At 44.0% G+C, this 13,687-nt stretch carries 14 protein-coding genes and 2 pseudogenes; 7 read left to right on the top strand and 9 right to left on the bottom strand.

Features of this window, described 5'->3' with window-relative positions; all coding sequences use genetic code 11:
• The first annotated feature begins 4 nt into the window (after nt 1-4).
• Together HI950_RS06790 and HI950_RS06785 are read left to right on the top strand one after the other, a co-directional pair.
• Nucleotides 5-1,537, top strand: a complete 1,533-nt coding sequence (locus HI950_RS06790) for an FAD-dependent oxidoreductase (RefSeq protein ID WP_169083126.1) — start codon at nt 5-7, stop codon at nt 1,535-1,537.
• A gap of 55 nt (nt 1,538-1,592) precedes the next feature.
• Complete coding sequence (locus tag HI950_RS06785) at nt 1,593-2,801, top strand: MFS transporter (RefSeq protein WP_317618309.1); 1,209 nt, start codon at nt 1,593-1,595, stop codon at nt 2,799-2,801.
• 14 nt (nt 2,802-2,815) lie between these two features.
• On the opposite strand, the pseudogene HI950_RS35685 reads toward HI950_RS06785, so the two are convergent.
• The 6 genes and pseudogenes from HI950_RS35685 to HI950_RS06765 form a co-directional block, all read right to left on the bottom strand.
• Nucleotides 2,816-2,914 (bottom strand): annotated as a pseudogene (locus HI950_RS35685) (excalibur calcium-binding domain-containing protein); the annotation flags it as partial.
• A gap of 78 nt (nt 2,915-2,992) precedes the next feature.
• A pseudogene (locus HI950_RS06780) lies at nt 2,993-3,418 on the bottom strand (NucA/NucB deoxyribonuclease domain-containing protein); the annotation flags it as partial.
• 1,397 nt (nt 3,419-4,815) lie between these two features.
• A complete protein-coding gene (locus HI950_RS06775) occupies nt 4,816-4,929 on the bottom strand; it encodes a sporulation protein YjcZ (protein ID WP_169083124.1) in 114 nt (37 codons plus the stop codon).
• A 226-nt stretch (nt 4,930-5,155) separates the two neighbouring features.
• On the bottom strand, nt 5,156-5,314 hold the full coding sequence (locus HI950_RS06770) for an asparagine synthase (RefSeq protein WP_169083123.1): 159 nt from the start codon (nt 5,312-5,314) through the stop codon (nt 5,156-5,158).
• Nucleotides 5,315-5,466: 152 nt separating this feature from the next.
• Nucleotides 5,467-5,598 carry a hypothetical protein gene (locus HI950_RS36355; protein WP_262985667.1) on the bottom strand — a complete coding sequence of 44 codons (132 nt, stop codon included), beginning with the start codon at nt 5,596-5,598 and terminating at the stop codon, nt 5,467-5,469.
• A 204-nt stretch (nt 5,599-5,802) separates the two neighbouring features.
• Nucleotides 5,803-5,943: a hypothetical protein gene (locus HI950_RS06765; RefSeq protein WP_169083122.1), complete on the bottom strand. Its 141-nt coding sequence runs from the start codon at nt 5,941-5,943 to the stop codon at nt 5,803-5,805.
• Nucleotides 5,944-6,266: 323 nt separating this feature from the next.
• Here HI950_RS06765 and HI950_RS06760 point away from each other — a divergent pair, with 323 nt between their 5' ends.
• Both HI950_RS06760 and HI950_RS06755 read left to right on the top strand, forming a co-directional pair.
• A complete protein-coding gene (locus HI950_RS06760; protein WP_169083121.1) occupies nt 6,267-6,554 on the top strand; it encodes a hypothetical protein in 288 nt (95 codons plus the stop codon).
• 571 nt (nt 6,555-7,125) lie between these two features.
• Nucleotides 7,126-7,488, top strand: a complete 363-nt coding sequence (locus HI950_RS06755) for a YmaF family protein (protein ID WP_169083120.1) — start codon at nt 7,126-7,128, stop codon at nt 7,486-7,488.
• 278 nt (nt 7,489-7,766) lie between these two features.
• Here the strand turns inward: HI950_RS06755 and HI950_RS06750 are convergent, their stop codons facing one another.
• Both HI950_RS06750 and HI950_RS06745 read right to left on the bottom strand, forming a co-directional pair.
• Complete coding sequence (locus tag HI950_RS06750; RefSeq protein ID WP_169083119.1) at nt 7,767-7,988, bottom strand: DUF2905 domain-containing protein; 222 nt, start codon at nt 7,986-7,988, stop codon at nt 7,767-7,769.
• Nucleotides 7,989-8,368: 380 nt separating this feature from the next.
• Entirely contained in the window at nt 8,369-8,728 is a 360-nt protein-coding gene (locus HI950_RS06745; protein ID WP_169083118.1) for a hypothetical protein, read from the bottom strand.
• A gap of 1,329 nt (nt 8,729-10,057) precedes the next feature.
• On the opposite strand from HI950_RS06745, the gene rsmD reads away from it, so the two are divergent.
• Nucleotides 10,058-10,651, top strand: coding sequence for a 16S rRNA (guanine(966)-N(2))-methyltransferase RsmD (gene rsmD / locus HI950_RS06740; RefSeq protein WP_169083117.1), 594 nt, complete (start codon nt 10,058-10,060; stop codon nt 10,649-10,651).
• Nucleotides 10,638-11,141 (top strand): pantetheine-phosphate adenylyltransferase, encoded by a 504-nt coding sequence (gene coaD / locus HI950_RS06735; RefSeq protein WP_169083116.1) that lies wholly within the window; start codon nt 10,638-10,640, stop codon nt 11,139-11,141. The genes rsmD and coaD overlap by 14 nt, the downstream gene beginning before the upstream one ends.
• 36 nt (nt 11,142-11,177) lie before the next feature.
• On the opposite strand, the gene HI950_RS06730 is transcribed toward coaD, so the two are convergent.
• Complete coding sequence (locus HI950_RS06730) at nt 11,178-12,410, bottom strand: nucleoside recognition domain-containing protein (protein ID WP_169083115.1); 1,233 nt, start codon at nt 12,408-12,410, stop codon at nt 11,178-11,180.
• Between the two features lie 206 nt (nt 12,411-12,616).
• On the opposite strand from HI950_RS06730, the gene HI950_RS06725 reads away from it, so the two are divergent.
• Complete coding sequence (locus HI950_RS06725; RefSeq protein ID WP_169083114.1) at nt 12,617-13,672, top strand: YlbL family protein; 1,056 nt, start codon at nt 12,617-12,619, stop codon at nt 13,670-13,672.
• Nucleotides 13,673-13,687 lie beyond the last annotated feature (15 nt).

Raw genomic sequence — 13,687 nt, 5'->3', positions numbered from 1 at the left:
AGAAATGTCAAAAAAGGACCATATCCCCAAATTCCCAGAGTCTTATTGGGTCGAATCTTCGCCCGGGCTTACATCTTATCCAACGCTTGAGCAAAGCATCGAAGCTGATGTTGCTGTTGTCGGAGGGGGTATCTCCGGCATTACAACAGCATATTTGCTCGCTAAGGAAGGGCTAAGCGTCGTGCTAATCGAAGCAGGGCGGCTTCTAAACGGTACAACGGCACATACGACGGCCAAAATAACGGCGCAGCATGATTTGATTTATGATGAGCTGATTCATCAAGAAGGGGAAGAGAAGGCCTCGCTATACTACAAGGCTAATCATGATGCCCTTCAGTTCATGAAGCAAACGATTGAGCAAAACAAAATCGATTGTGGATTTTCGGTGCAGGACGCGTATGTCTATACGAATTCGGATGATTACATAAATAAGCTGGAGCAGGAAATGTCCGCTTACGCCTCTTTAGGAATACCGGGAGCCTATGTGGAACAAACGCCGCTGCAAATACCTGCAAAAGCAGCTGTCATTATGCATAATCAAGCACAGTTCCATCCGCTGCAATATTTATCTGCATTAACGCTTAAGTTTGTAGAAGCGGGTGGAAAGATCTATGAAAACACAACAGCCGTAGATGTCGAGCCGGGTTCCCATCCTGAGGTTATTACGAGCAAAGGCCATCGCATTGCATGCAAGCATGTCGTATCCTGCACACACTTTCCGTTTTATGACGGGCTGGGCTTTTATTTTGCAAGAATGCATGCGGACCGCTCATACGTGCTTGGAGTCCATGTTGAGAATAAATGTCCGGAAGGCATGTATTTAAGTGCTGAGGACCCGAAGCGATCTATTCGTTATGCTGAAACGGCGAAGCACGGCAAATTGCTGCTTATAGGGGGCCAGAGCCACAAGACGGGGCAAGGGATTTGCACGATCAATCACTACGAAGAGCTTCGTAAATTTGCGGAGACACATTTTCAGATGAAGGAAATTGCGTATCGATGGTCTGCTCAGGACCTTGTCACTGGAGATAAAATACCATACATCGGCCGAATAACGGCTTCTTCGCCAAATGTGTACTTAGCAACCGGCTTTCGCAAATGGGGAATGACCAATAGTACGGCGGCTGCTCTGCTCATTCGAGATTTAATTATGGAAAAGGACAGTGCGTACGAGGAGCTGTATGCTCCATCGCGCTCGATCGGGCTTGGGACCATCAAAAATCTTATTGTCGACAATGCTGACGTGGCTAAGCATCTCATAGCTGGCAAGCTTGAAATGGTTCACAAGCATCCAGAGGATTTGGCGCCGGATGAAGGCAGTGTCGTTAAGCTTCATGGCAAACGAGCAGGGGCTTACAAGGATTCCGAAGGAAAGCTGTTCCTTGTGGATACGACTTGCACTCATATGGGATGCGAAGTGGAATGGAATAATGGGGATCGAACATGGGACTGTCCATGCCATGGCTCGAGATTTTCAGTAAGCGGCGAAGTAGTCGAAGGCCCAGCAGAGAAACCGTTGAAGACCCTGCACCTCTAATTGCGATTCATAGTAATCCATTTATAGCTGCCAGAATAGAGAGAGGAGAGCTGTAGTGAAACAAAAGTGGGACTTAGCTGCATTAGCATCCATTCCTTTAATTATGACGCTCGCTAACTCAATGCTGATTCCAGTCCTACCGTTGATGCAGAAAAAGTTGCATATTAGCTCCGTACAGTCGAGCTTAATCATTACGGTATATGCAGCTGTCTCCATCCTCTGTATTCCAGTTGCGGGTTATTTGTCTGATCTCTATGGACGAAAAATCATTATAACGACCGGACTCTCCATTGCAGCGGTTGGAGGCTTGGTAGCTGGATTAGCCGCGTGGTTAATGGATTCTCATGCGTATGCGGTTATCTTGGCAGGCCGTTTTATTCAAGGAGTTGGCGCTGCTGGGGCATTTCCGGTCGTCCTTCCTTTGGTAGGGGACATGTTCGAGAGCGAGGAGGAAGTAAGCAGCGGGCTGGGTATGATTGAAACCTCCAACACGTTTGGAAAGGTACTCAGTCCTGTGTTAGGCGCAGCGCTTGCGCTTGTCGTATGGTTTCTGCCTCTAGCCGTCATTCCGTTCATATCCTTGATTGCCATCATTGGAGTCATCTTTCTTGTCAAAGAGCCGGAGCGAGGACAGAAAGAGGGAGGCAATCTTAAGCTTTTTTTTCAATCGATTAAACAGATACTCGCTGAGAATGGCCGCTGGCTGTATGCAATATTTGCAATTGGCGGTATAGGCATGTTCATCATGTTCGGATTTCTCTATGACTTGTCATCGGTCCTTGAGGATCGCAATCAAATAGATGGCATTAAGAAAGGATTGCTGCTTGCAATTCCACTTAGCGCGATCTGCCTGGCTTCGTTCATCACTGGGAAAATCGTTGGTGAAAACAAGGGGAGAATGAAGTGGTTGATCGTCACAGGTATGGCTATTTTAGCAATTATGATGCTTCTCTGTGCAGTGATGAATACGAAAGGGATTATTTTTCTTCTGTGCTTCATGTTTGTCAGCGGCGCTGGGATCGGTCTCGCGCTTCCTAGTTTAGACGCATTAATAACGGAAGGAATCGAGAAGAAGGAACGGGGAACGATTACCTCGCTCTACAGCAGCGCACGCTTTATAGGTGTGGCGGTGGGTCCTCCAGTGGCTTCTTTGCTATTGCAAAACGAAGCTTTGTTATTCTACTTATTTGCTGGATTCGCAATCCTATGCAGTGTGCTGGCTCTGCTCGTCATCAAGCCAAGTAAAGAGCAATCGGCAACGTGATAGGTTTTGCTTGATTAGCTGCAGGCGACACCATCCTTATCCCGGTCGAGCTTGTCGCTAAAGCCAGGTTCGCCTTTATGTAACGGAGCGGCTCCCGCTTCTCTTGCGGCAGTGCAATTGGCGTAGTATACCGTTTTTTCATTCACCGGCGGCGGCTCCGTTGCTTCTGGAGCTGCAGCAGCTGCCGGGCCTTCAATAACAAATAATACCCGTGTGCCATCCTTTAAATCCGCTAGCTGATTTCCTATCCACGAACCCGCTCCGCGATTATCTTTTGGCGAAACATATGCGATATTTGCGCCGTCTCCGCCTTCTTTGCACATGGCCATCGGCCATTCATCCCGGTCGAAGCCTTTTTTGGTAGGAATGCCGCTTAAAGACGCTTCACGGTTGGCTTCAGCTCCATTTCTATCGATTGTGCAAATGGCTGAAGCGCCTGCACGAATGGCTGCAGCAATATGAGCCATCGTCTCTGGGTAACGGTCGGTCGGTAATACGATGGTCGTATCCACATTTAAATCGGTTGCAGCACGGTTTGTTTCCAGCTTGACTGATAAAGCTCCGCAGCCTGAGAGGATAAGAGACAATGCTAGCAATGCGGTTAATAATGATTTCATGGAGGGACTCCGTTTCTCGTTAATGGATTGAAAACATCATACTACATCTTGCGGCGTTTAGGGAGGAGCTTGTTTCTCCGTGCAGCACATTTATAGAGGGAATAATAACACAAAAGGCCCTTTATATGGGCCTTTTGAACAACTATTTTGAATAAAATAAAACATTCTCGTGATTGGGACATGACATTGGAGAGGGTATTCCATTATCCCTTAGTAACCGCCGAAGACACCGCAGCTACACGCGATAATGACCAATAAAATGAAAAGGACCAGGATTGTACCAGTGTTTGTGAAAGCACCGCCAACATGACCGGACATTTTTCATTGCACCTCCTCATGTGTTGAGTACATTGTAGGTTATGCGTGGACGCAGCGTTCTGATTGGGTGTTTGTCACCTTCCTAGACAAATTGATCAGGTAAACACCACGCTACGCAAGGAAAGAGGCCCCAATAAATGGAGCCTCCTACAATCCGCATATCAAATCCGTAAACGGCTATCCGCGTTGCAAAAGAATATACCCTGATACGTCCGTTGTTTTCTTGCTGACCACAATTACAAATCCGTTCTTTTTCAAACATTTAATAGCAGGGACTAGGAGTGAATTCGGTTTTAGCTTGCAGCCACAGGGTCTAGCGCTGCCGATTACGCGAGAAGCCGTTATTCGACGTGCTGAGCCGGGAGCAAGCGGGTTTCTTGTCCAAGAAACTAATACTAAATCTGGCTCAAGAGGAATACCTACACGAGACATATCGATCACCTCACTTTCAAGAAGCTCTCTATATCAAATGCAGATCGGAAGCAGCTTGCTATAAGCTAATAGCCTTTTTTAATAGATTTGACTGATTTTATGCTTAAAAATTAAGAGATTGCTATTTACTATCGCTTTCAATTCAATGAAAAGAAAATGAAAAAGGGAAAAGGCCCATGCGATAGGCCTTTTCGGAAATTCTATTTTGGGGGTGTTAGCAGCTTGAATGCATGGAGGACATCCAGAGGCTTTTATTAGTAGCCTTTATAACCTCCGAATACGCCACAGCTACAAGCGATGATTACCAGCAAGATGAAAAGCACCAAAATTGTGCCAATGTTTGTAAAAGCACCACCAACATGACCGGACATTGTATAAATGCACCTCCTTGCGAGTTGAGTACTCTGTAAATTATGCATCAATGTTGATTTGTGCTTGGGTATTTGTCTCGGAGATACGTGATAACGGTCATTAGCCCAAAGCATGTTTGCGAAAGAGAATGACGATTTGTTTTATGTAATGGATTAAAAAGTCTGGTAAGAGGAAGGGAATACCAAAAGGCCCATAATATGAGCCCTTCGGCAAAGCATGAGAAAATGAACGGTTAACGCATGGAGGGGTTGCAATTAGATGTTAAAGTACTATTCTTAACAACCGCCGAAGCCGCCAATTCCACAACTACAAGCGATAATCACCAATAAAATGAACAGTACAAGAATAAAACCAATACTGTTGTTAGCACCACCAACGAATCCAGACATTAAACATTCACCTCCCAGCATCTTAAGTACCCTGTAAGTTATGCGTGGCGGCTGCTTAGTGATTGGATGTTTGTCACGGCGGCATTTTAACTAGGCCAAATGCCCAAACTTAAAAGGAAGAGAAATGACCTCCCATTTCTCACCCACATGTCGTTTCATTCTAAATAAAGTCTTCATATAGACAGGGAGGGAGGCATAGGAAGCCTCCCCGTTTATCTCGCCAAATTTACCGATGTTCAACCAAATCGATCGCTCCAAGAATGACGTGGGCTAGACCAAAGCCAAGGACACCGATACCAACAAGTTTGTACTTGCTATTCAGCATTTTTGCACCAGAAGCAGAAACTACAGTTCCAAGAACGGCAGGTATCAAACCTTCGCGCATAAACAGCACTCCTTTTTGGTTTTGTTTGGCAAGACATCTTATTGTGCTTCAAAATGATTTTCATATTCATTATGGTCCTCGGAGCTCAGCAGCAACATGTATCTGATTGTAGTATGTAAGAGCGCTTGAGAACCAAGCGCTCCATCAAATTATTAGTAATTATGGTTGCAGTTGCATTTCCGTTCTTTCTTCTTGCCAACAATAAGAACTTTTTGACCAGGCTTAACAAATACAACTTTAACGTCTTTTTCTTTCTCTTTTTTCCAGCAGTTTCCGTAACCCATTTAAATCAACTCCTCTTATCAAGATAATATAATATATTCATAGATGATAGATTCGCTTGGACATTTGATTATTCGGAACAATTTGGGTATTAAGCAGGAAATATAAGTCGAAAAGAGTTTTTTATTCATGAAAAAAGAAGAGGTTTCCCTCTTCCGCTTCTATAAGTATGTAAGAGCGCTTGAGGACCAAGCGCTCCATAATGATTAGTAGTCGAAATGTTTACAAGGTTTGCATGTGCGATGATGCTTTTTCTTGCCGATAACAAGAACTTTTTGACCAGGTTTTACAAATACAACTTTAACGTCTTTCTCTTTATCTTTTTTCCAGCAGTTTCCGTATCCCATTCAAATCACCTCCTACGCTTCAAGATAATCATAGTATATTCATAGATTAGTAGATTCGATTGGACAATTGATAGATTGGAGAAGATTGGGTGAACGGTTTGGTTTTGAAGCAAAATAAATATTATAGATCCCGGTCATTTAATGAATAATCTTAGAATGAATGTTTTGGTGTTTAAACAAAAAAGAAGATTTTTCCTCATTCAAGGTGCAAATGAAACGTACAGTAAAAAGCAATTATTTGATCGCATAGAAACTTGGTATTAAGAGCACCATAATTATTGGTCAATACAGGACTAAAACAATAAATATGGGAGGCTCGCTTTATGATAAATCAAAATCAACAACAGTTAGCTAATGATCTTCAGGAAAACTTACAGTTACAGCAGGCACAACAAGAAGTTCAAGCAGCACATCAACTGTTGCAAGCGGAGAGTCAGCAACTGCTAGAAGCGGAACTACAGTTGCAAACGGAGACTCAACAAGTATTACAAGCACAACAACAAGTCAAACAGGAACAACAAGACGTTCAATTGGCACAACAAATACTTCAACAGGCACAAGCCGCTGCAATGACTCTTCAAAACAATCCACTTCAAGATTCTAATGGATAGATTCGCTGAAATAAAAATGAAATAAGAGAAGATGAATGAAGCCTTCGAAATACTCGAGGCACAGAAAAAGACCTCAATCCTCTATAAAATAGAGAATTTAGGTCTTTTTCTTTGAAATATTAATTGGTCATTTTGTGACATTTTAAGCACGCTTGAATAAAGCAGCACTTCACGAAACGATTAGTAATAATGTTTACATGTCCGATGCTGCTTTTTACCGATAACAAGAACTTTTTGACCCGGTTTAACAAAAATAACTTTAACATCTTTCTCTTTCTCTTTTTTATTGCAGTTACAGTATCCCATTCAAATCATCTCCTCTTCTCAAGTTAATCTAGAATATTCATAGATTAATAGATTTGATTAGACAATTGGCACTTTTATGGAAAATGGGTGTATAGTTGAGCTTTTGAAGCATATTGATTTAAGTACTAAAATTACATGGTACTTTTATTTGTTAAATCAATATATAATCACACAAAATTAGAAACGTTGATAGTTGCCTAGCACATATATTTGTTTTTCCTAATAGGATGTGGTGAGTCACATGATTATTAGGAGGCATGCACGGATGCAGAGGAAAAAACCAACAATAAGAAAGAAAATCAGATCTTGTAAAAAGGTACAACGGCATGTACATGAATTTGAAGGTAGTACAAAACAGGCTGAAGAAGGCGATGATCGACATAACCATCGCTTTGCAGGCGTTACAGGGCAAGCGATTCGAGTAGGAAAAAGTCATGTCCATGATATTGATCTTACGAACACGGATTTCTTTAACCATTTTCATAAACTGAAAAAGATTCGCACGGGACCAGCTATTCCAGTCGGGAATGGCAAACACGTACATTTTGTAACAGGCCAAACGACATTAAATGATGGTCATGTTCATCAATTCAAGTTCGCAACATTGATTCAAGCACCACTTGTTTAATGACAAAACGTTGAACGAGATTGCTTCACACTCAGCAAAAAAAGACGCCAATCTATAAGCAATGTTTCTGATAATGCATTTTTACGCGGCTTACCATTCTTGGTTAACTTCAAGTTTGGTGAGCCTTTTTTCATTTGCGGGATAGTTTGAGTAATATAGATTTGACCTAGCTCAAGGTTGCTTTTAGACCATTCTAGATTGGCTATCTCCCCTCGACGCATGCATGCGGTAACTGCAAAGGCAATAGAGTGATTGATTAAGCCTACATCTCTATAGAATCACTTAAAAAACCATTTCGCAATGTAAGCGACCAATGACAAAACAATGCTAATGACTATACATGTGACTATAGGAAAATAGAACTTCACGTTCCCTTTTTCAACTGCTATGTCGCCAGGTAGACGGCCAAGATTGATAAACCGTCCTAACCCAGCCCAAATCAATCCAACAATAATTAACGCAATACCAGCTACTATAAGTAATTTTGGAATGGCATTCATTATATTTGGCTCCTTCATGAAGATGGTGATGACATTTATTATAGGCATATTTCAGTAATCTAAAAAGTAGGGTTAAGCAATTCAGTTTGCGGACTCGTGTTTTGAAATTATATGGTAGATTCCATAAGTGAGAGAGCGGCAATTTGATACGAAACATACGTCCATGCCAAGTTTCATCCGTGTTCGTATACAACTTTACCAAAGAACCAAAGGCATCCTTACAGAACCGTTTCCGTTTTATTGTATGTGAAAAGAACAATCATAATAAAACTTTGGATCAGCAAATAAAAAAGAGCCCACCATCCATTTCGGTTGGCGGGCTCATTTTTTATTTTCCCAAGCGCTTGGGATATTGGACATTTTGTTATTGATGATGGCGTTTATTGAATTTGTGCAAAGTCTTCTGGCTGCATAGCATCCCATTCATCACTTCGATATGCCTTACCATTATATCTTACATAGTACAACATATTGAGGTTTTTGATTTCTTGTTTTAATACCTTCTTATCAAATGGACCGTTCCCGAAAATTTCAAATAGATCTTCATTTAATAAAGTTAAAATCTCATTCGGCATCATGGCGTTACTGTTATCGATAAGCTCTGACCCGGAGTACTCCAAGCTCATTTTAATTTTAAAGCCCGAACTGACAATTCCTTTAATTAATAATGTGGAGTTACTTTTTGGCTTTTGTTTAATTTCATCAAAAAATACTGAACAGTCAATGCCTTCTGGGATCAATGGAACACCTCATCATCTAATTTTACTGCTTAACCGGAGTCTATTTGTATTGTACACCTTATTTATTAAATTCTCTCTTATTTAAAGATATTATTAATTAATTTGACAATATCAAAGCTGATTTATTATAAAATTAGCATGCTTGAACAGGACATCGAGAACGAGCGAGACAATATAAATGAGGATTGGAACGAACGGGCAAATGATTTCATATCCGAGAACATATCAACCCCATTCAATCCGTTTTGAATATTGATTTTCCGGCAGCTATGCGACCGAATTTTGGAATTATGTAAATCCGGTAGAGATCGATATTTTCCCGCGAGCAGAGTGAACATTGAATGAATACAGAAATACATGGGGGTTAGTTCGTGGAGTTGCTTTGGAAGAAATAAAAAAATGCCAATTGTGAGCGTCGTCAGCATGGGTTGTCGTAGATGTGAAGGTTTTGAAAAGCATAGCAGCAACAGAGTAAAAGTAGGGAGTGCAATAATTGCGGGAACGTCGAAGGCATGAATACCGACTGAATAATGGCAAACATGGGAGGGTTATAAATTAACAGACAGTCGACAGATCGCTGGAGAGGGAGATGTTTAAGCATGCTTGAATAGTAATCTCCATGATTGCAAAGTCGTCTTCACTCATATCCAGGGAAGAATTTCAATAATTAAAAGGCGCCTCTAGAGCGGTTATCTTGCCGCTTTAGAGGAGCAGAAAAAAAGGTTATGTACGTATGGTACTTAATTAGCGCGCGTAATGCCAATTAGAAAAAATTAAGGTGGATTAGAATAAATTCATTTCTGGTTCACCTCCCATTGCCTTTTCGGCACCGGATAAGCATTCGAAATCAAGAATAACTAAAGGTGGAATCGGATTAACTGGATTAGCGTAAATATAAGTGCAAACTAAAGGATCATGGACGATGAAGAGATAATTGAATATGTTGATGATAGCACTGGTGGATAATACTGGTTGGAAGACGAGTTTATAGATGATATTCAATGAAACTCAAAGAAACATTGATATATAAGGCTTTAAACAAAAAAATCGGGCGCCCCTTTCGGGGCGCCCTTTTCATGGGAGAGGAGAAACCGGACGAAGAGCTTATGGGGAAACGTAAGTCTTCTCCGCGGTTGTCTACGACATCTTGCGACGCCGATGAGTTTATCATGTCCGGTTTGCTGGAAAATATACATCATCAGGGAATTGAATAATTATTTCATTCTCCCGAACCGCTTGGTGCCATTCAATTTTTGTCGAGTTCTGCTTTATTGTGAAACGGATTCTATGGTACGATAGGCGGGAATGAGATAGAAGGGGGCAATTGCAGTGAGAGTCATTGCGGGCGAGGCCAAGGGCCGCACGCTAAAGGCTGTGCCTGGCATGAACACGAGGCCGACAACGGATAAGGTGAAGGAAGCTATTTTCAGCATGATTGGACCTTACTTCGACGGAGGCATCGCACTGGACCTGTTTGCAGGTACGGGCGGTTTGGGCATAGAGGCTTGGAGCAGAGGCGTAGAGCGTACTGTGTTTGTTGATCGGGAGCATATAAGCATCGATATTATTCGTCAAAATGTGCAAACGGCGAATATGGGCAGTGCTGCTGAAATTTATAGGAATGATGCGGAGCGCGCATTGAAAGCGCTAGCGAAGCGGGGGCAGAAGTTCCGGCTTGTTTTTCTTGACCCCCCATACAAAATGGTCACGATGGATAGCTTGATGGCACAGCTCGTTGAGAAACAAATGCTGGAGCCGGATGCGATTATAGTAGTTGAGCATGACGCCGCTCACAGGTATTCGGATCAGTTGGACCATTTTGACCAGCTGAAGCATGCGAAATACGGGGATACCGCCGTGTCCATATATCAATATAACAGCCTAGACAGCTGCGACGGGAGTAAAGCTGATGTCAACGAATAAACAAGAGCGAGTAGCCGTTTACCCAGGTACCTTTGATCCTGTTACCTATGGTCATCTGGATATTATCCGCAGATCCGCGAAGCAATTTGATCGGCTTATCGTAGCCGTTTTGAATAACTCGAGCAAAAATCCATTGTTCAGCGTTGAAGAGCGCAAGGCGCTGCTTGCAGAAGTAACGCGAGATATTCCGAATGTAGAGATCGACAGCTTCAGGGACCTGCTCGTTCGTTTCATGAAATCCCGGCAGGCAAACGTTATTATTAGAGGGATTCGCTCGGTAACCGATTTTGAATACGAGCTTCAGCTCGCTTCGACGAACCATTTGCTCGATAACGAAATCGATACGATGTTTATGATGACAAACCCTAAATATTCTTATTTGAGCTCTAGCATTGTAAAAGAAATTGCCCAGTTCCATGGGGCTGTGCATGAGCTGGTTCCACCGGTTGTGGAGACGCAATTAAGGGAGAAATACAAGCCAAAACTTTAATCGGATATGAATAAAAAGCCATTATGCATCCTGTTACTATAATGTTCTGTTTGCACGGCGAAATGGCAGCAGTATGATGGATACGATGAGTCCGAAGAGGGCAAGCAGCACGCAAGCGGATATGGAGAACTGCCATAATACCGGCAAATCACCGGCTTTGACAGCAACGGCAACAGCTTGATCAGGCGTGTTGGACATGTCTGTGAAAGTTGGTCTGGCGCTCGGAGCAAGCAGAGGGCTCAGCAACGTGGTGATTGGCTTCCATAGAAGTAGTATAAATAGGAGGGCGTGCAAGGCGTGAGCGATTCTCCATGCGACGAACGGGAGCAGCTTAAGGTCCGTTCCGGTAATCGAATAGCCCGCTTGCAAAATACCGCTGAGACCGCTCCATGCGAGTACCGCAGCGATCGCGGCCGCGTTTCCAATCGTCCCAGCGCCTGGCGAGTCCCATATAGCTGCTGCGTAAGCGCCTAAATGACCTTCAAAGAAGGCTTGGCTGACGAAGCTTAGTCCGGCCTTAGCCAGAAGCGGGGATAACAGCGGCTCTGACAATTTAGCAAGTACTGCGGCGAAAATCATGAAGCCGCCGATCATCATAAGCTTCTGAACGCTGGCTGCGACGGAATCGCCAAGCGCCTTGCCAAAGGTGCGGCCATCCTGCTCCCTGCCGATGCGAAGCGCCTCTGCAGCTCTCTGAAGCATACCGCCTGTTTGCTCTGATCCGTTTGCGTTCGCTGACGTAACAGGGGAGTCTACAGTTTGCCCTTTAGGGCTGACCAGAGTCATTAGAAGCATCAGCCACAATGCGGAAATCCATACAGCAGCAGCGATGATTGCCCCGACAATTGGCTTATGAAGAAAGCCTGCGCCGACGACAACGAGCATGAACAAGGGGTTAGGCATGTGGGCAAGGGCTAGCAATCGCTGGCCCTGTTGTTTTGAGACGAGACTTTTTTTGCGCAAGGAAGCCACTGCCTCCGCACCGGCAGGGTACCCTCCCATCCAGCCTAGAACGATTGCGATCGCGGCTTCTCCTGGCAGCTTGAACCATTTGGTCATGACCGGCTGGAGCAGCGACCCAATGGCGCTAGCGAGGCCGAAGGCGGCAATGAGCTCATACAATACAAGAAACGGCAGCAAGCCGGGAAATACGATATTCCACCACACGGTGAGTCCTTGCAAAGAGGATTGAAAGGAAGCATCCGGCTGGAGGATAATAGCTACGACAAGCGATACGGACAGGAACGCTAACAGAACCGTTTTAGCCAATGCTACTCAACTCCTTTAATACGCTTGGAAAAACATGACTGTATCATCTTGATTAACAAGCTGCTGTCATGATGAAATGGACAATCCTATACGTTAAATAGTACGCATGCAAAACGTGTGATAGACCATATGAGATTGCCTGTCCAGGCGTAAAAACAGTTTTGGCATTTTTGAAATGGGAATGAAGGCTTGAAGGGGAGTGGCGGATGCAAAAGCAAAAATCTGATTTGCGCAGAATGGCTATGATTGTGGGTTCGACCGCAGTCTTAATGTGGGTGTTATTGTATGCGCCGACGCCTTATGTAGTTTATGAACCCGGGATTGCTGTTCCCGTTAAGTCCATGGTGTCGATTGAAGAGGGCGATCTTCTGGGCGAGGGTGATTTTTTGCTGACCGCGGTAAAATTAACGGAGCCGAATTTTTTACGCGCGTTCTCGTCGATGTTGAATTCAAGCATGGAGGTGCATCGTAAACGGGACGTGCTGCGAGGTTATTCGAAGGAGCAATACGCAGAACGACTGAATGTCATCATGCAGGGCTCGCAAAATAATGCAATCGAAGCTGCTTACCGCTTCGCAGGCCTGCCTTATGAGAGCAAGCTGGACGGATTAGTAGTCTCTGACGTTGTAGTGAAGGATCAAACCGATTCCGGCTCATTTCAAGCGGGAGACAGGCTTCTAAGCATGGCTGGCGGACAGCTGATTAACAGCACGGATGAAATGTTTGACATACTGCAAGGTCTCAGCAAGGATAAGCCGATCCAGATTTACATCGACCGCAGCGGAGAAAAGCTAAGCGTGAACTTCCCGGCCAACACTTTTCATTCAGGCATGTCGAATGATCAGCTCTTGGAGGCGCTTGGCATTAGGAGCTTAACCGAGCTTCGCAGCCTAGTTCCGGCGGATCGCGATAACCATCTGACTATAACAGCTGGAGATATCGGCGGTCCATCGGCTGGTCTCGTTTTTGCTCTCCAGTCTTTGGATCTGCTTACGAAAGGCGATTTATCGGGCGGTCATCGCATTGCGGCGACAGGTACGATCACATTAGACGGGAAGGTCGGCGCGATCGGCGGCATCAAGCAGAAAATTGTAATCGCAAGCGAAGAAGGCGCTCAGCTGTTTCTGGCGCCTGCCGATAATTTTGAGGATGCAAGCGCAAAAGCAAAAGCGCTAGGCACATCGATGAAGGTGGTCAGCGTCAGCACGCTGCAGGAAGCGGTGGATCAAATACAAGCCCTCCAAGCGGCAAATGCTTCATAGTTTCTATGCCACATG

It is taken from the genome of Paenibacillus sp. PL91 (genome assembly GCF_012935325.2).
Taxonomy (GTDB): domain Bacteria; phylum Bacillota; class Bacilli; order Paenibacillales; family Paenibacillaceae; genus Pristimantibacillus.
This window is presented reverse-complemented; position numbering and strand designations above follow the sequence as displayed.

What these genes read in the sequence shown, in the direction of transcription:
- HI950_RS06760 (WP_169083121.1), top strand. Translation starts at nt 6,267, where the DNA reads ATGATAAATCAAAATCAACAACAGTTAGCTAATGATCTTCAGGAAAAC.
- HI950_RS06725 (WP_169083114.1), top strand. Translation starts at nt 12,617, where the DNA reads ATGCAAAAGCAAAAATCTGATTTGCGCAGAATGGCTATGATTGTGGGT.
- HI950_RS06765 (WP_169083122.1), bottom strand. Translation starts at nt 5,943, where the DNA reads ATGGGATACGGAAACTGCTGGAAAAAAGATAAAGAGAAAGACGTTAAA.
- HI950_RS06755 (WP_169083120.1), top strand. Translation starts at nt 7,126, where the DNA reads ATGCAGAGGAAAAAACCAACAATAAGAAAGAAAATCAGATCTTGTAAA.
- HI950_RS06750 (WP_169083119.1), bottom strand. Translation starts at nt 7,988, where the DNA reads ATGAATGCCATTCCAAAATTACTTATAGTAGCTGGTATTGCGTTAATT.
- HI950_RS06790 (WP_169083126.1), top strand. Translation starts at nt 5, where the DNA reads ATGTCAAAAAAGGACCATATCCCCAAATTCCCAGAGTCTTATTGGGTC.
- coaD (WP_169083116.1), top strand. Translation starts at nt 10,638, where the DNA reads ATGTCAACGAATAAACAAGAGCGAGTAGCCGTTTACCCAGGTACCTTT.
- HI950_RS36355 (WP_262985667.1), bottom strand. Translation starts at nt 5,598, where the DNA reads ATGGGTTACGGAAACTGCTGGAAAAAAGAGAAAGAAAAAGACGTTAAA.
- HI950_RS06770 (WP_169083123.1), bottom strand. Translation starts at nt 5,314, where the DNA reads ATGCGCGAAGGTTTGATACCTGCCGTTCTTGGAACTGTAGTTTCTGCT.
- HI950_RS06775 (WP_169083124.1), bottom strand. Translation starts at nt 4,929, where the DNA reads ATGTCTGGATTCGTTGGTGGTGCTAACAACAGTATTGGTTTTATTCTT.